Origin of the sequence: Mycobacterium sp. pR1184 (assembly GCF_041287235.1) — a bacterium.
GTDB lineage: Bacteria > Actinomycetota > Actinomycetes > Mycobacteriales > Mycobacteriaceae > Mycobacterium.
The window spans coordinates 15,034-31,017 of record NZ_JBGGKR010000002.1 but is presented as its reverse complement, the minus strand read 5'-3'; the positions used below and the strand labels follow the sequence as shown (position 1 = coordinate 31,017).

17 protein-coding genes are annotated in these 15,984 nt (G+C 66.9%); 9 read left to right on the top strand and 8 right to left on the bottom strand.

Annotated features, from left to right (window positions below; all coding sequences use genetic code 11):
* Nucleotides 1-44 precede the first annotated feature (44 nt).
* The 4 genes from ACAG21_RS03265 to ACAG21_RS03250 all read right to left on the bottom strand — a co-directional run bounded on the left by ACAG21_RS03265 (nucleotide 45) and on the right by ACAG21_RS03250 (nucleotide 2,568).
* Nucleotides 45-599 carry a type 1 glutamine amidotransferase domain-containing protein gene (locus ACAG21_RS03265; protein WP_370494582.1) on the bottom strand — a complete coding sequence of 185 codons (555 nt, stop codon included), beginning with the start codon at nucleotides 597-599 and terminating at the stop codon, nucleotides 45-47.
* A 17-nt stretch (nucleotides 600-616) separates the two neighbouring features.
* Nucleotides 617-1,012, bottom strand: coding sequence for a malate dehydrogenase (locus ACAG21_RS03260; protein WP_370494581.1), 396 nt, complete (start codon nucleotides 1,010-1,012; stop codon nucleotides 617-619).
* Nucleotides 1,013-1,073: 61 nt separating this feature from the next.
* Nucleotides 1,074-2,063 (bottom strand): LLM class F420-dependent oxidoreductase, encoded by a 990-nt coding sequence (locus ACAG21_RS03255; RefSeq protein ID WP_370494580.1) that lies wholly within the window; start codon nucleotides 2,061-2,063, stop codon nucleotides 1,074-1,076.
* A 40-nt stretch (nucleotides 2,064-2,103) separates the two neighbouring features.
* A complete protein-coding gene (locus ACAG21_RS03250) occupies nucleotides 2,104-2,568 on the bottom strand; it encodes a GatB/YqeY domain-containing protein (protein WP_370494579.1) in 465 nt (154 codons plus the stop codon).
* Here ACAG21_RS03250 and ACAG21_RS03245 point away from each other — a divergent pair.
* Genes ACAG21_RS03245 through ACAG21_RS03225 form a run of 5 tightly spaced genes read left to right on the top strand, consistent with a single transcriptional unit; the run spans nucleotide 2,567 to nucleotide 8,161 of the window.
* Complete coding sequence (locus tag ACAG21_RS03245) at nucleotides 2,567-4,042, top strand: hypothetical protein (RefSeq protein ID WP_370494578.1); 1,476 nt, start codon at nucleotides 2,567-2,569, stop codon at nucleotides 4,040-4,042. The genes ACAG21_RS03250 and ACAG21_RS03245 overlap by 2 nt on opposite strands.
* 12 nt (nucleotides 4,043-4,054) lie before the next feature.
* Nucleotides 4,055-4,708: a DUF4129 domain-containing protein gene (locus tag ACAG21_RS03240; protein ID WP_370494577.1), complete on the top strand. Its 654-nt coding sequence runs from the start codon at nucleotides 4,055-4,057 to the stop codon at nucleotides 4,706-4,708.
* Nucleotides 4,708-5,847, top strand: coding sequence for a DUF4350 domain-containing protein (locus ACAG21_RS03235; RefSeq protein WP_370494576.1), 1,140 nt, complete (start codon nucleotides 4,708-4,710; stop codon nucleotides 5,845-5,847). The genes ACAG21_RS03240 and ACAG21_RS03235 overlap by 1 nt, the downstream gene beginning before the upstream one ends.
* Nucleotides 5,844-6,839, top strand: coding sequence for an AAA family ATPase (locus ACAG21_RS03230; RefSeq protein WP_370494575.1), 996 nt, complete (start codon nucleotides 5,844-5,846; stop codon nucleotides 6,837-6,839). Before ACAG21_RS03235 ends, ACAG21_RS03230 begins: the two co-directional genes overlap by 4 nt.
* On the top strand, nucleotides 6,839-8,161 hold the full coding sequence (locus ACAG21_RS03225; RefSeq protein ID WP_370494574.1) for a DUF58 domain-containing protein: 1,323 nt from the start codon (nucleotides 6,839-6,841) through the stop codon (nucleotides 8,159-8,161). Before ACAG21_RS03230 ends, ACAG21_RS03225 begins: the two co-directional genes overlap by 1 nt.
* Before the next feature lie 3 nt (nucleotides 8,162-8,164).
* Here ACAG21_RS03225 and ACAG21_RS03220 read toward each other — a convergent pair whose 3' ends face one another.
* On the bottom strand, nucleotides 8,165-9,157 hold the full coding sequence (locus tag ACAG21_RS03220; RefSeq protein WP_370494573.1) for a stage II sporulation protein M: 993 nt from the start codon (nucleotides 9,155-9,157) through the stop codon (nucleotides 8,165-8,167).
* A 75-nt stretch (nucleotides 9,158-9,232) separates the two neighbouring features.
* On the opposite strand from ACAG21_RS03220, the gene ACAG21_RS03215 reads away from it, so the two are divergent.
* Nucleotides 9,233-10,150, top strand: a complete 918-nt coding sequence (locus tag ACAG21_RS03215; RefSeq protein WP_370494572.1) for an RDD family protein — start codon at nucleotides 9,233-9,235, stop codon at nucleotides 10,148-10,150.
* Here ACAG21_RS03215 and ACAG21_RS03210 read toward each other — a convergent pair whose 3' ends face one another.
* Nucleotides 10,151-10,513: a hypothetical protein gene (locus tag ACAG21_RS03210; RefSeq protein ID WP_370495021.1), complete on the bottom strand. Its 363-nt coding sequence runs from the start codon at nucleotides 10,511-10,513 to the stop codon at nucleotides 10,151-10,153.
* 221 nt (nucleotides 10,514-10,734) lie between these two features.
* On the opposite strand from ACAG21_RS03210, the gene ACAG21_RS03205 reads away from it, so the two are divergent.
* On the top strand, nucleotides 10,735-11,463 hold the full coding sequence (locus ACAG21_RS03205) for a PadR family transcriptional regulator (protein ID WP_370494571.1): 729 nt from the start codon (nucleotides 10,735-10,737) through the stop codon (nucleotides 11,461-11,463).
* 48 nt (nucleotides 11,464-11,511) lie between these two features.
* On the opposite strand, the gene glpK is transcribed toward ACAG21_RS03205, so the two are convergent.
* Nucleotides 11,512-13,068: a glycerol kinase GlpK gene (gene glpK / locus ACAG21_RS03200; RefSeq protein ID WP_370494570.1), complete on the bottom strand. Its 1,557-nt coding sequence runs from the start codon at nucleotides 13,066-13,068 to the stop codon at nucleotides 11,512-11,514.
* A gap of 145 nt (nucleotides 13,069-13,213) precedes the next feature.
* Between glpK and ACAG21_RS03195 the strand changes: the two genes are divergently transcribed.
* Complete coding sequence (locus ACAG21_RS03195) at nucleotides 13,214-14,689, top strand: glutamate--cysteine ligase (RefSeq protein WP_370494569.1); 1,476 nt, start codon at nucleotides 13,214-13,216, stop codon at nucleotides 14,687-14,689.
* A 19-nt stretch (nucleotides 14,690-14,708) separates the two neighbouring features.
* Nucleotides 14,709-15,401, top strand: a complete 693-nt coding sequence (locus tag ACAG21_RS03190) for a class I SAM-dependent methyltransferase (protein WP_370494568.1) — start codon at nucleotides 14,709-14,711, stop codon at nucleotides 15,399-15,401.
* On the opposite strand, the gene ACAG21_RS03185 is transcribed toward ACAG21_RS03190, so the two are convergent.
* On the bottom strand, nucleotides 15,371-15,979 hold the full coding sequence (locus tag ACAG21_RS03185; protein WP_370494567.1) for a VOC family protein: 609 nt from the start codon (nucleotides 15,977-15,979) through the stop codon (nucleotides 15,371-15,373). The two genes, ACAG21_RS03190 and ACAG21_RS03185, sit on opposite strands and share 31 nt — an antisense overlap.
* Nucleotides 15,980-15,984 lie beyond the last annotated feature (5 nt).

Genomic DNA, 15,984 nt, shown 5'->3' with positions numbered 1-15,984 from the left:
GTGGGTAATGCCCACAAACAATGTGTTGAAACGCCTGGCCAGACCTAACCCGTTGCCGCGTGAGCGATTTGCTTGATCAGCGTGGAGCAGAACGCCGGCAGGTCCGACGGAGAACGGCTGGTGATCAGGTTGCCGTCGACGACGACCTCCTCGTCGACCACGTCCGCGCCGGCATTGCGCAGGTCGGTGCGGATGCTCGGATACGAGGTGAGTTTGCGCCCGGCGGCCACCCCGGCCTCGACCAACGTCCACGGCCCGTGGCAGATGGCCGCAACCGGCTTTCCCGATCCGACGAAGTCGCGAACGAACGAGACCGCGGTCGCGTCGTTGCGCAGTTTGTCGGGGTTCACGGTGCCGCCCGGCAATACCAGCCCGTCGAACTCCTCCACCGAGGCGTCCGACACCGCCCGGTCGGCCGTGAATCGTCCGGCGGGCTCGAGATCATGTTCGCGCGCCTGGATTTCGCCGGCCTTCAGCGAGAGGACCTCGACGTGCGCGCCGGCTTGTTTGAGGGCCGCGCGTGGCTGCTCGAGTTCGACCTTCTCCACTCCGTCGGCCGCCAGTATTGCGATCGTCTTGCCTTGCAGTTCGTTTGTCATCGTGTTCTCCTTCACGGTTAGACGGCGTAGGTTGCGCCGTTGCGTGTGGTGCGTAACGCCGTGTAGAGGTCGACCGCTCCGATTCCGGTAAGAGCCACACCGGCAATGGTTCCGCGCCGTCGGCGTCCGCGTTCGCGACGCGCCACTCCCACCGCCAGCAGCGCCAGGTCCAGCACATCGCCCGCGACCCGGGTCCATACCAGCCTGTTGGGGCCGCCCAACAGGGCTGCGCCATGGCCACATTCGCGCACGCCCAGCGCTCGGACGACTCGGCGCGTCAGCCTGGTGTCGTCCACCCCCGCGAGGGCGGCGACCTTTCCGGGCGCCACGATTTCGCTTAGCCCGAGGCCGAAACTTGCTCCGCCGAGGCCGTTCACCAACGCCGTGGTTGTCTTGCCGGATGGATCGGTCATGGGTACCTCCCTTGCCTAATGCCGGCCCGAATACCCTTGCCGGAAAACGTCAAACGCGTGTCTACGACGACGACGCCGCGCGCAGTGCGTTCAGCAAGGGTTCGGCCGCTTCTTTGAGAAAGAGATCTTGTGTCTGCCCGCCGATCTGGATCAGGGCGATATCGGTGAAGCCTGCTTCCCAGTACGGCCGCACGGCGTCCACGATCGCGTCCAGGTCCGGCCCGCACGGAATGGAATCGGCGACGTCTTCGGGTCGCACAAACTGGGTCGCGCCGGCGAAACCGGCCGGGGTCGGCAAGTCGGCGTTGACCGCCCAGCCACCGCCGAACCACCGGAACTGGTCGTGCGCCCGTTCGATCGCGGCGTCGCGGTCGGGGTCCCAGCACACCGGGATCTGGCCGACCACCCGACCGCCCTCGGCTCCATTGGCGGCCTGCCGGGTGGCATGCCAGGAGTCCACCAGATCCTTGTCCGGCTGCACCGCGATCAGGTGGTCGGCGAGTTTGGCGAATTTCTCGACACTGTTTTGGCCGCTCATCGCCACACCGATGCCGACCGGAACGTCGGGCAGATCCCACAGCCGCGCGGAGTCCACCTGAAAGTAGTCGCCGCGCCAGCTCACCAGCCGGCCGCCGAACAGCTCACGAATGATTTTGATGGCTTCGCGAAGCATGTCTTGGCGTCGTTCGACGGTTGGCCAGCCGTTACCCACGACGTGCTCGTTGAGGTTCTCCCCGCTTCCCAGCCCGAGGGTGAACCGCCCGTCGGCGAGTATCTGCACGGTGGCGGCCTGCTGGGCGACGACCGCGGGGTGATACCGCATCGTCGGGCACGTCACGTAGGTGTACAGGTCGACTCGCTCGGTCGCGTGCGCCACCGCGCCCAGCACCGCCCAGGCGTTGGGTGCGTGCCCCTGTGAGGTCAGCCATGGCGAGAAGTGGTCGCTGCAGACCTCGAAATCGAACCCGCGCTGTTCAGCCGAAACTGCGTACCGGACAAGCTCTTTGGGTCCGCTCTGCTCGGTCATCAAGGTATAGCCGAACTTGGTCATAACAGACCGGGTACCCCTGGCCCACGGACGCAAACGACGGCTAGAGCCGGTCCTTGACCGCCGCCGACAACCGGGAGCCGTCGGCCTTGCCGGCCGCGATCGCGGTCGCGGCCTTCATGACCTGTCCCATCTGTTTCATGCTGGGGCGCTCACCGATGGCCTCAGCAACCTGGGCGATGGCGGTGTCGACCACGTCGGCTAACTCCGCCTCGGTGAGCGGCGTGGGCAGATACTCGTCGATGATCCGGGCTTCGGCGTGCTCGTTGGCGGCCAGCTCGCCGCGGCCGTTCTGGGTGTAAATCTCGGCAGCCTCACCACGCTTGCGGGATTCCCGGGCGAATACCTTGAGGATTTCGTCATCGGAGAGTTCTCTGGCCTGCTTGCCGGATACTTCCTCGGTCTGGATAGCGGCCAGCAACATGCGCAGGGTCGCGGTCCGCAACTTATCCTGGGTCTTCATCGCCCCGGTGAGGTCCGCCCGAAGCCGGGCTTTGAGTTCCGCCATGCTCAGAGACGCTACGCGCCCAGACTGCGCAGGCCAGCGGGGGCGGGACCGGACAACGGGCAAGATTGAGAAAAGCCCCGACCGCCGACAGGATGGAGCCCATGACGAACGACGACGGCTGCTGGACACGGTGAGCTCGCTACCGCCTGGCTATCCGGCCGGCCCGCCACCTGCAGGGCCCACACCCGACGCCTTTCCACCGGCATACGGCACCCCGCCCGCCCACGGCGGTCCACCGCCCGGATATGGCGCGCAGCCTGCCTACGGGCCACCGCCTGGCTACGGTCCCCCGCCCGGCTACGGAACCCCAGCGGGGTACGGCCCACCGCCTGGTTACGGCCCACCCCCCGGCTACGGTCCACCGCCTGGTTACGGTCCACCGCCTGGTTACGGCCCACCGCCTGGTTACGGCCCACCGCCTGGCTTCGGTCCCCCGTCCGGCTATGGCGCGCTGCCCGGCTACGGGCCGCAGTACGGCTCACCCCAGCTGGTCCCGGGAGCGATCAAACCCGGAATCATCCCGCTGCGACCGCTGACCCTCAGTGACATCTTCAACGGCGCGGTCGGCTACATCCGCACCAACCCGAAGGCCACGCTGGGATTGACCGCCATCGTCGTCGTGGTCATGCAGATCATTTCGCTGATCGCGACCGTGGGGCCGTTCGCCGCGTTCGGCGGGATCAGCAGCGATCGATCGGCAGAAATGAACTGGGGAGTGGTCGGCGCGTGGTTCGGCTCGATGGGTGTCGGCGTGCTGGTCACCTGGCTGGGCAGCATGCTGCTGTCCGGAATGCTCACCGTCATCGTCGGGCGGGCGGTATTCGGATCGTCGATCACGATCGGCGAGACGTGGGCCAAGATCCGTGGGCGGCTGCTCCCGTTGCTCGGCCTGGCGCTGCTGGAATTCGCCGTGGTGGCCGCCCTGTTCGGGCTGGCCGCCGTGATCATCGCGTTGATCGCGGCGATCGGCAACGGGGCCGCGGCCGTGCTGATCGGTATCCCGATGTTCTTCGCCCTGATCGCGTTGATGATGTACCTGTACATGGTCGTGCTGTTCGCGCCGGTGCTGATCGTGCTGGAGCGGCTGCCGGTCCTCAGTGCAATCACCAGATCCTTTGCGCTGCTTCGCAATGGCTTCTGGCGGGTGCTGGGTATCCGGGTGCTGACGTTCATTGTGGCGGGGGTCGTCTCCGGGGCGATCAGCGCGCCTTTCAGCATCGTCGGGCAGGTGATGCTGGCCGGAATGCCGTCCACCGGGATCCTGTTGCTGGGCACCGTAATCACGTCGATCGGATCGGCGATCGGCCAGATCATCACGGCGCCGTTCAACGCCGGCGTCATCGTGCTGCTCTACACCGACCGCCGCATCCGCGCCGAGGCATTCGATCTGGTCCTGCAATCCGGTGCGGCGAGCGGACCGTACGCTGCTGCCTCGACCGACAACCTCTGGCTGACCCGGCCCATGACGGGCTGAGCGAGGACGACAGTGCCTTCTATCGACATCGACCGTGATGCCGCACACCAGGCCGCGGCCGACGAGCTCAGCAAGCCGATCTATACCAAGGCGTCGGCGACCCAGCAGCTCATGGACTGGATCAACGAGTTGCTGTACCGGCTGTTACAGAAGACCTCCTCGCTACCCGGCGGCTGGTTGACCACCGCGGTGCTACTGACCCTGCTGGCCATCGCCATCGTGGTGGCCATCCACACCGCGCGACGGACCATGCGCAGCAGGCGCCGCGGCGACTACCAACTATTCGAAACCGCTCAGCTGACAGCGGCCCAGCATCGTGAGACAGCGCAACGCTATGCAGCGGAAGGGAATTGGACGGCAGCCATTCGCCACCGGTTGCGGGCCATCGCGCGCCAACTCGAAGAGACCGGGGTGCTGAACCCGGCGCCCGGGCGCACCGCCAACGAGCTGGCCCGAGACGCCGGCGAGGCGCTGCCGCATCTGACCGGCGAATTGTCGCAAGCGGCAACGGCGTTCAACGACGTCACGTACGGGGAGGTGCCGGGGACTCAGTCCGCGTATCAGATGATCGCTGACCTCGACGACCATTTGCGGATGCGGGCACCGGCCACCCCAGCCACCGCCGGGCACTACACCCCGGTCGAATCATGGGCTCAGGTGCGGTGATGGCCACCACTGCTTCCCAACCCGCCATCGCGAGCAGCGGCCGATGGCGATCGTGGCGCGGCGTCGTCCTCACATTGGTTGTGCTGGCGGCCATCGCCTGGCTCGGCGCCTACCTGACCGCACCGCGACCGGGTGCCCGTCTGGACGCGGAGTCCACCGGAACCGACGGCGCCCATGCGTTGGTCACCCTGCTGCGCGACGGCGGTGTCGACGTCGTGGTGGCCGACGACCTCGCCGACGTCGAACACGCGGCCCGTCCCGACACGCAAATCCTGTTGGCGCAGAGCCAGTATCTGTCCGAAGACATGCTGGAGCGGCTGGCCAAGACACCCGGCGATCTGCTCCTGGTCGAACCGACGGCGCGAACCCGCGAGGCTCTGCTGCCCGGCGTGCGCATCTCGGGTGCCAGTTCCTTTGACAGCAACCCGGACTGCACGCTGCGCGAGGCCACTCGAGCCGGATCGGTTCGTTTCGGACCGGCCGACACATTCGACGTCAAAGACACCCGGGTGATCACCCGCTGCTACGACGGTGTTCTGATTCGTTTCCGGGACAACGGGCGAACCGTCACCGCGGTCGGAAGCAGCGAATTCATGACCAACCAGGCCCTGACACAGGCGGGCAACGCCGCGCTGGCGATGAATCTCGCGGGCGACCGGCCTCGCTTGATCTGGTACGCGCCTCACCACATCGAAGGTGAAACAAATTCCGCCACATCGATTTTCGACCTGATTCCCGATAACGTCAACTGGATCGTCTGGCAATTGTGGGTCGTCGTGCTGCTGGTCGCACTGTGGAAGGCCCGCCGGCCCGGTCCACTGGTGGCCGAGGACCTGCCCGTCGTGGTGCGCGCCTCGGAGACCGTGGAGGGCCGCGGCCGGCTGTACCGATCCCGTCGGGCACGCGATCGCGCCGCCGCCGCCCTGCGCACCGCGGCACTGCAGCGGCTGCTGCCCCGGCTCGGCCTGGGTACCGGCGCACCGGCGCAGGCGGTGGTGATGACCGTCGCCCAACGCACCGGGATCGACGCGGGATTTGTCTCCTACCACCTGTTCGGCCCGCCGCCGGGCACCGACAACGACTTGCTCCAACTCTCCCGTGCGCTCGACGAAATCGAAAGGCAGGTCACCCACTCGTGACACAGTCCCCCTCGGCCCCACAAGCCGCCACCGCACAATCCCCACTTGCGGACTCGGCGCGCGACGCGCTGCTGGCGTTGCGCGGCGAACTCGCCAAGGCCGTCGTCGGACAGGAGGGAGTGATCAGTGGCCTGGTGATCGCGCTGTTGTGTCGCGGGCACGTGCTGCTGGAAGGTGTTCCGGGAGTGGCGAAGACACTGCTCGTGCGGGCGCTGTCCGCGGCCTTGCAACTGGAGTTCAAGCGAGTGCAGTTCACTCCCGACCTGATGCCCGGCGATGTCACCGGATCTTTGGTGTATGACGCGCGCACCGCCGAGTTCGCGTTCCGGCCCGGCCCGGTGTTCACCAATCTGCTGCTGGCAGATGAGATCAACCGCACCCCGCCCAAGACGCAGGCCGCGCTGCTCGAGGCCATGGAGGAACGGCAGGTCAGCGTGGACGGCGAAGCACGGCCGCTGCCAGACCCTTTCATCGTCGCCGCCACCCAGAACCCGATCGAATACGAGGGCACGTATCAGTTGCCGGAAGCGCAGCTGGACCGTTTCCTGCTCAAGCTGAATGTGGCGCTGCCGTCTCGTGATTCCGAAATCGCCATCCTCGGCCGGCACGCGCACGGCTTCGATCCCCGCGATCTGTCCGCGATCAAGCCTGTCGCAGGTCCCGCCGAGCTGGCGGCGGGACGGCAAGCGGTGCAACAGGTTCTGATCGCCGATGAGGTATTGGGATACATCGTCGACATCGTCGGAGCAACCCGCTCCTCCCCCGCCTTGCAACTCGGGGTGTCACCACGTGGCGGCACCGCCCTGCTGGGCACCGCGCGCTCCTGGGCATGGTTGTCCGGCCGAAACTACGTCACTCCCGACGACGTGAAGGCGATGGCCCGCCCGACGCTGCGGCACCGGGTGATGCTTCGTCCCGAAGCCGAACTCGAGGGCGCAACGCCTGACGGAGTGCTCGACGGCATCCTGGCATCGGTTCCGGTGCCACGCTAGTGATTCTGACCGGGCGCACCGGCCTGGTGGCGCTGATCTGCAGCATTCCGATCGCGCTCTCTCCTTGGCCGGCAAAGGTTTTCGAGGTGCTGCTGACGGCGCTGGCGCTGGCCGTGGTTGTCGACATCGCGCTCGCCGCGAGTACCCGCAAACTGCGTTATGTCCGTTCGCCGAACTGTTCGGTACGGCTTGGTCAACCGGTGGACATGAACCTGGAGATCCACAACGACGGCTCCCGCCGTTTCCGCGGCCAGATCCGCGATGCCTGGCCACCCAGCGCGCGCGCCGAACCGCGCATTCACGCGGTCAAGATCGCCGCCGGGCAATGTCAGCATGTCCAGACACACCTGCGACCGGTCCGCCGGGGCGACCAGCGCGCGGCGGCGGTCACCGCCCGGTCGATCGGGCCGCTGGGATTGGCCGGACGGCAGAGTTCGCAGCCGGTGCCCGGTCAGGTCCGGGTGCTGCCGCCGTTCCTGTCGCGCAAGCACCTGCCGTCGCGGCTGGCCAAACTGCGTGAGATCGACGGACTGCTGCCAACGCTGATCCGTGGCCAGGGAACCGAATTCGACTCGCTACGTGAGTACGTCGTCGGCGACGACGTGCGGTCCATCGACTGGCGCGCCTCGGCACGGCGCGCCGACGTCATGGTCCGCACCTGGCGGCCCGAACGCGACCGGCGGGTGGTGATCGTGCTGGACACCGGGCGCATGGCGGCGGGCCGCGTCGGCGTCGACCCGACCGCGTCCGACCCCGCGGGCTGGCCGCGGCTGGACTGGTCGATGGACGCCGCCCTGTTGCTGGCGGCGCTCGCATCGCGGGCCGGCGATCATGTCGACTTCCTCGCTCATGACCGGTTGACTCGGGCCGGGGTGTTCGGTGCATCGCGCACCGAGTTGCTCGCCCAGCTGGTCGAGGCGATGGCCCCGCTGCAGCCCACACTCGTCGAATCCGATTGGCGTGCAATGGTTGCCGCGATCATACGGCGTACCCGGCGGCGATCGCTGGTGGTGCTGCTGACCGACCTCAACGCCACCGCCCTGGACGAGGGACTGATGCCGGTGCTACCGCAGCTGTCGTCCAAGCACCATCTGCTCATCGCGGCGGTCTCCGATCCCCGGGTGGACCAGATGGCGACCGGGCGTTCGGATGCGGCTGCGGTCTACGATGCTGCGGCCGCCGAACGGTCCCGCAACGACCGGCGTGCGATCGCGACACGACTGCGCCAAAGCGGGGTGGAAGTCGTCGACGCGCCACCCGACGAATTGGCGCCCGCGCTGGCCGACCGTTACTTGGCGATGAAAGCGACCGGGCGGCTGTAAGTTTCAGCGGGTGGGAACCACGTCGGGCGCGTCGTCGATGTCGCCGGTCTCCCCGGCCTGCACCGCGCGGCGCCCGAAGTAGATGACGTAGGTCAAAAACGCCGCCTCGGCGAGGACCCCGATAGCGATACGAATAAACGTCGGCAAGGGTGACGGCGTCACCATGGCTTCGATCAACCCCGACACCAGCAGTACGCCGACGAGCCCAATCGCTACCGACACGACAGCCCGGCCCTGCTCGGCGAGCACCTGTCCGCGGGGCCGATCTCCGGGCGATATCACCGACCACCCCAGGCGCATCCCCGCTGCCCCGGACAGGAACACCGCGGTCAGCTCCAGCAGGCCGTGCGGGAGCAGCAAACCCAACAGGATGCCGCCCTTGCCGGCTTGAAACATCAGCGCTGCGATCAAACCCAGGTTGGCGGCATTTTGGAACAGCACGAACGGAATCGGCAGGCCCAGCAACACCGAAAACGCGATGCACTGGGCAGAGACCCAGGAGTTGTTCACCCAGACATGCAGGGCGAACGCCGCGGCAGGGTGCTCACTGTAATACTCGGCGATGTCGTGGTTGACCAAATGGTCGATGTCGCTGGGTGTTCCGACCGTGGCCTGCACATCGGGATTGTTCGCCACCCAGACCGCGATGATCACCACGACACCGAAAAAGGCGACCGCGGTGGCCAGCCACCACCGCCAGGCGCGGTATGCGGTCACCGGGAAGGACACCGTCCAGAACCTGGTGAACGTGCTGGTCAGTGGCGCATGGGCACCGGTGACGGCGGAACGGGCCCGCGCGATCAGGCTGGACAGTCGGCCGATCATCAACGAATCCGAGGACGCCGAGCGCAGCATCGACAGATGGGTGGACACTCGCTGGTACAACTCGACGAGTTCGTCGACCTCCGCGCCCGTCAGCGACCTGCGCCGCTTGATCAACTGGTCAAGCCGGTCCCAGGTGGGGCGATGGGTCAGCACGAATGCGTCGACGTCCACCTTGGCAGCCTAATCGGTTTCTCGGGGTCACCGACTACGGCAGGTCGCCCCCGGCGGCCTGTACCGTTCGGTGTTATGTCGGAGGTGGTGACCGGGGACGCCGTGGTGCTGGACGTGCAGATCGCCCAGCTGCCGGTGCGAGCCCTGAGCGCGCTGATCGACATCACGGTGATCTTCCTCTTGTACGTCGTCGGGCTGATGCTCTGGGCGGCGACGCTGACGCAATTCGACGGCGCGCTCAGCGGGGCCATCCTGATCATCTTCACGGTGCTGGTGATGGTCGGCTATCCGATGGCATTCGAAACGGCCACCCGGGGGCGCTCGGTAGGCAAGATCATCATGGGCTTGCGCGTGGTGTCCGACGACGGCGGCCCAGAACGCTTCCGGCAGGCCCTTTTTCGCGCGCTGGCATCGGTGGTGGAGATTTGGATGCTCGCCGGGAGCCCGGCCGTGATCTGCAGCATTTTCTCGTCGAAGGCCAAGCGCGTCGGGGACATCTTCGCCGGCACGGTCGTGGTCAGTGAACGCGGGCCACGATTGGGGCCGCCCCCGATGATGCCTCCGTCGCTGGCGTGGTGGGCGTCGTCGCTGCAGTTGTCGAATCTCGATGCCGGCCAGGCCGAAGTCGCACGCCAATTCCTTTCCCGCGCACACCAACTCGATCCCGCGCTACGCATGCAGATGTCGTATCGAGTCGCCGGCGACGTGGTCTCGCGGATCGCGCCGCCGCCGCCGCCCGGCACTGCGCCCGAGCAGATACTGGCCGCCGTCCTGGCCGAACGCCACCGCCGCGAACTGGCACGGTTGCGCACCGCAATGCCCCCGGGGCCCTGGACTGCCGGGCCGCAGTTCCACGCTCCGCCCGGGTGGCCCGCCGCACCGCCGGCAGCGATGCCGCAGCCGGCACCGGTCCCGTGGTCACCGCCGGCAGCACCGCAGCCGAGGCCGCCGCAGCAGGAACAGCAAACGGACGGCTTCGCGCCACCGCGCTAGTCACCTCGCGACGGCGGCCGCCATCAGTGCCACATCGGCGACCAATAACGCCCAGCCGAACAGCGGCACCGCAATGCCGCCGCGGCGTTTGGCCGTGAAAAACGTGATCAGGATGACGACGAAGGCCACCAGCGGCGCCCCGTAAAAGGCCAAGCCGAAATCAATCCCGCCGCCCATGCTCGGGCAGCTGTGCCCGGTGCATCCGTCGGTGCTCATCACGGCGCCGAGCGCGAAGAGCATGACGATCGCGGCGGCGGGCACCGTCGTCAACGCCAAACCCCAGTTCACCCACGGCCACACGGGCCGGTCCTGGCCGCCGTCGTGGCGCTCCGGCGCCGTGTGGTGCGTGTCGCTGAACGTCATGTTGGAGTTCTCTGCGTTCATCCCGCAGTCCGTACCCGTCGCCCACCCGGGGCAAACGAAACCAGGGCGAGCAACCATTGACGCAGCTCAGAGCCACAGAATGCCGATTCGAACAAGGCGCCGCCCAAAAATCGCCGTTGCATCGCGATCGTTTGCGATATATCGTGATATTCCGAGGCGCACAGACAGTGCGCTACCCGAGAACAATGAGGACTACAACCATGAGCAACCCATTTACTCCCCCCCAGGGACCATTCGCCGGTCACCCCGGCACCGGATTCGGCTTCGCCCCCGGACACGGGCACGGCCGCGAACAACGGCGCGCGCTGCACGGCGCCCGCCGTCAGGCCCGACGCGAATTCTTCGAAAGCGTTCGCGACCAAGCCGGCGATCAAGGCTTCGGTCCGGGCTTCGGCCCGGGATTCGGCCCTGGCTTTGGCCCTGGCTTCGGCCCCGGGTTCGGTTTCGGCCCCGGCGGACGACGCGGCGGCTGGCGTCGTGGCGGCCACAACCGCGGCAAACGCGGTGACGTGCGGGCAGCCATCCTGACACTGCTCGCCGAGCGGCCGATGCACGGCTACGAGATGATCCAGCAGATCGCCGAACGCAGCAATGGAATCTGGAAGCCCAGCCCCGGCTCGGTGTACCCGACGCTGCAACTGCTCGACGACGAGGGCCTGATCACCGCGAGCCAAACCGACGGCAGCAAGAAGCTTTTCGAGCTGACCGACGAAGGGCGCACGGCCGCCGAGAAGGTCGAGACCCCGCCGTGGGACGAGATCGCCGAAGGCGCCGACCCCGGCCAGATGAACCTGCGCTCGGCCATCGGCCAGCTGTTCGGGGCGGTCGCGCAATCCGCGCACACCGCCACCGCCGAGCAGCAGCAGCGCATCATCGAGATTCTGAACAATGCGCGCCGCGAGGTGTACGGCATCCTCGGCGAGGACTGACCGCTCTACTGGGAAATGCCCGTCGGCCATGTGCCGGCGGGCATTTCGCTACGAGACGTCTACCCAATCCAGCGTGCGCTGCACCGCTTTACGCCAACCCGCGTACCCCTGCGCGCGCTGGTCGTCGTCCCAGGCCGGCGTCCACCGCTTGTCTTCCTGCCAGTTGGCCCGCAGGTCGGACGGATCGGCCCAGAATCCGACCGCCAACCCGGCCGCATAGGCCGCGCCCAGCGCGGTGGTCTCGGCGACCACCGGGCGCACCACGTCCACGCCCAGCACGTCGGCCTGGATCTGCATGCACAGTTCGTTGCCGGTGATGCCGCCGTCGACCTTGAGCACCTCAAGGCGCACACCGGAATCCGCGGCCATCGCGTCCACCACGTCGCGGCTCTGGTAGCAGATCGCCTCCAGCGTCGCGCGGGCCAGATGGGCATTGGTGTTGTATCGCGACAGCCCGACGATCGCGCCCCGCGCGTCGGATCGCCAGTACGGGGCGAACAACCCGGAAAACGCGGGGACGAAATACACCCCGCCGTTGTCGGGAACCTCGCGGGCCAGCCATTCGCTTTGCGCGGCACCGCTGATGATGCCGAGCTGGTCGCGCAGCCACTGCACCGCCGAGCCGGTGACCGCGATCGAGCCCTCCAGCGCGTAGACGGGTTTGGCGTCCCCGAACTGGTAACAGACCGTGGTCAGCAGCCCGTTGTCGGAGCGCACGATGGTCTCGCCGGTATTGAGCAGCAGGAAATTGCCGGTGCCGTAGGTGTTTTTCGCCTCTCCCGCGGCCAGACACACCTGTCCGACCATCGCGGCATGCTGGTCACCCAGCACGCCGGTGATCGGCACCTCGGCGGCGAGCGGCCCATCTGCGCACGTGAGGCCGTAGGGCTGGGTGGGCGACGACGAGGCGATCGCCGGCAGCATCGCGCGCGGAATCGAGAAGAACGACAACAACTCGTCGTCCCAGTCCAGCGTTTCCAGGTCCATCAGCATGGTCCGGCTGGCATTGGTCACGTCGGTGACGTGCACCCCGCCCCGCACACCGCCGGTCAGATTCCACAACACCCAGGTGTCCGGGGTGCCGAACAGGGCGTCACCGTTTTCTGCCGCCGCGCGCACGCCGTCGACATTCTCCAGGATCCACTGCAGCTTCCCGCCGGAGAAATAGGTGGCCGGCGGCAGGCCGGCCTTGCGGCGGATCACGTCGCCACGCCCGTCACGCTCCAGCGCCGACGCGATCCGGTCGGTTCGGGTGTCCTGCCAGACGATCGCGTTGTAATACGGCCGGCCGGTACGCCGATTCCACACCAGAGTCGTCTCGCGTTGGTTTGTAATTCCCAGCGCGGCAATGTCTTTCGTCGAGAACTTCGAGGTATTGAGCACCGACATCAATACCGAGGAGGTACGCTCCCAGATCTCGATCGGATTGTGCTCGACCCAGCCGGCCTGCGGCAGGATCTGCTCGTGCTCGAGCTGATGACGTGCGACCTCGGCGCCGTCGTGATCGAAAATCATGCAGCGAGTACTGGTGGTGCCTTGATCGATAGCTGCGACGAACTCGGCCACCTGTCTCCTTCGTCGTGAACTGCGACACGTTCCTGCCATCGTCCATGATGGTGGACCCGCCCACCAGATCTGCAGCTAACCGACCCGATTCGCGATGAGCGGGAGCACCCGCGGCGGCGCAATCCGTCGCTGAGGAGTCCGGTGGCCCTTGCGCTACCGCCGGTAACCCTGTTCCATCGGCGATGTGGGCGAAGAGGTCAAGCGCACCACGTACGACCGCGCACATGCGCGGGAGTACCGGCGCAAGGTGCAGCTGTGTCTGGACGTCTTCGAGACGATGCTCGCCCAGTCACGGTTCGACTCCGACCGTCCGCTGACCGGCATGGAGATCGAGTGCAATCTCGTCGATGCCGACTATCAGCCCGCCATGGCGAATCGGCCGGTGCTCGATGCCATCGCAGATCCCGCCTACCAGAAGGAATTAGGCGCCTACAACATCGAATTCAACGTGCCTCCCCGCCCGCTGCCGGGACACACCGGATTGGACCTGGAGGCAGAAGTCCGGGCCAGCCTCAACGACGCGCAGACCAAGGCCGGTGCGGAGGACACCCGCATCGTGATGATCGGCATCCTGCCGACGCTGATGCCCGAGCATCTGTCGCGCGAGGGCTGGATGAGCGATTCGACGCGGTACGCCGCGCTCAACGACTCGATCTTCAATGCGCGCGGTGAGGACATTCCGATACATATCTCCGGTCCGGAGCCGCTGAGTTGGGAATCGGTGACCATCGCGCCCGAATCCGCTTGCACCAGCATGCAATTGCACTTGCAGGTGGCTCCCGAGGACTTCGCCCCGAACTGGAACGCGGCGCAGGTGATGGCCGGCCCGCAGCTGGCGCTCGGCGCCAACTCGCCCTATTTCTTCGGTCATCAGCTGTGGTCGGAGACCCGTATCGAGGTGTTCTCGCAGTCCACCGACACCCGGCCCGAGGAACTCAAGACTCAAGGGGTTCGGCCGCGAGTGTGGTTCGGCGAGCGCTGGATCAGCTCGATCCTCGAGCTGTTCAAAGAGAACATCCGTTACTTTCCGTCCCTGCTGCCCGAGTTGTCCGACGAGGATCCGGCCGCCGAGCTGGCCGCGGGCCGCATCCCCAGGCTTCCCGAACTTCGCCTGCACAACGGCACCGTGTACCGGTGGAACCGGCCGGTGTACGACGTGGTCGACGGGCGCCCACACCTGCGGCTGGAGAATCGGGTGTTGCCGGCCGGGCCCACCGTCATCGACATGCTGGCCAACTCCGCGTTCTTCTACGGCACGCTGCGCACCTTGTCCGAGGAGGAGAACCCGCTCTGGACGAAGATGAGTTTCGCTGCGGCGCATCACAATTTCCTCGAATCGGCCCGCCACGGGATCGACACCGTGCTGCATTGGCCCGGGCTGGGTGAGGTGGCAGCGCCCAAGTTAATACTCGACACGCTGCTACCGATCGCCGACGAAGGACTGCGCCGGTGGGGGGTGGACGCCGAGGTGCGTGATCGTTTCCTTGGTGTCGTCGAGGGCCGGGCCAAGGCCGGCCGCAACGGGGCCAGCTGGCAGGTGGCAACGGTGCGCGCGCTGCAGGACTCCGGCATGACGCGGCGCGCGGCGCTGGCCGAGATGCTGCGCCGGTATTGCGACCACATGCACGCCAACGAACCGGTCCACACCTGGCCCTGCTAGCCGCGGGTAGCTTGGATTCATGGCACGCGACGAGGTAATGGACTGGGACAGCGCCTATCGGGAACAGGGTGAATTCGTGGGGCCGCCGCCATGGAATATCGGCGAGCCACAGCCTGAATTGGCCGCATTGATCGCGGCCGGGAAGTTCCACAGCGACGTGCTGGATGCCGGTTGCGGCGTCGCCGAGCTGTCATTGGCGCTGGCCGCCCAGGGCTACACGGTGGTGGGCATCGACCTCACGCCTACTGCTGTCGCGGCGGCCACCAAGGCCGCCGAGGAACGTGGGTTACGCACCGCCAGCTTCGTCCAGGCCGACATCACCTCGTTCGCCGACTACCCGCCCGGCTCGCAGGGCCGGTTCGCGACGATCGCCGACAGCACGCTGTTTCACTCGCTGCCGGTCGAGGACCGCGACGACTACCTGCGGTCGGTGCACCGCGCGGCCGCTGCGGGCGCCAACTATTACGTGCTGGTGTTCGCCAAGGGGGCCTTCCCTGCCGAGATGAACGAGAAGCCCAACGAGGTGGACGAGCACGAGTTGCGCGCCGCGGTGAGCAAGTATTGGGAAATCGACGAGATTCGGCCCGCCTACATTCACGCGAACATTCACGACATGCCCGACGCGCCGTTCCAGTTCCCGCCGCATGACCGCGACGAAAAGGGACGGATGAAGCTTCCCGCTTATCTGCTAAGGGCGCACAAGGCAGGCTGATTCAGGTCACGGCCCCATAATGGCCAGGCCCCAGTCCAGGTGGCCCTGCCACACGCTGGCGATCCGCCCGCCCTGCACCGCGGGTTCGGATCACCGATCGGACCGCCGGCAGCACGAATCGCCGTGACGGTGGCGTCCAGGTCGGGCGACCAGAGCGCGAGCCCGATCAGCGCCGGCTCCCCGCCCGTCGCAACCACCTCGATGAAGCCTTCGCCGACGCGGTAGAACGCCATCTCGGGACCGTGGGCACCCCGCGGGTGAAACCGTCGACGCGGCGGCGCACCGAGCACCGCGGTGAGAGCGGTGATGGCGGCATCCAATTCGCGCACCGTGTAGACGATGTGGTCAACGTGAGTGACACCGCAGGGGTGCACCGCGCCGGTCACCGGCGGGTGGACCGCCGTCGGCACCCCGAGGGCGTCGGGCGGCGCGCAGATTTCGTCGAACCCCCAGCCTCGCTCGACCGTCAGCGCACAGCCCACCCGTCCGATGCGGATCGTGTTGTCGTCGACAACGAATCCCAATGCAGTCCAAGAATTTTCGTCACCGGGTACGCCGAGCCAGGTCATAGTGGACATCGCCG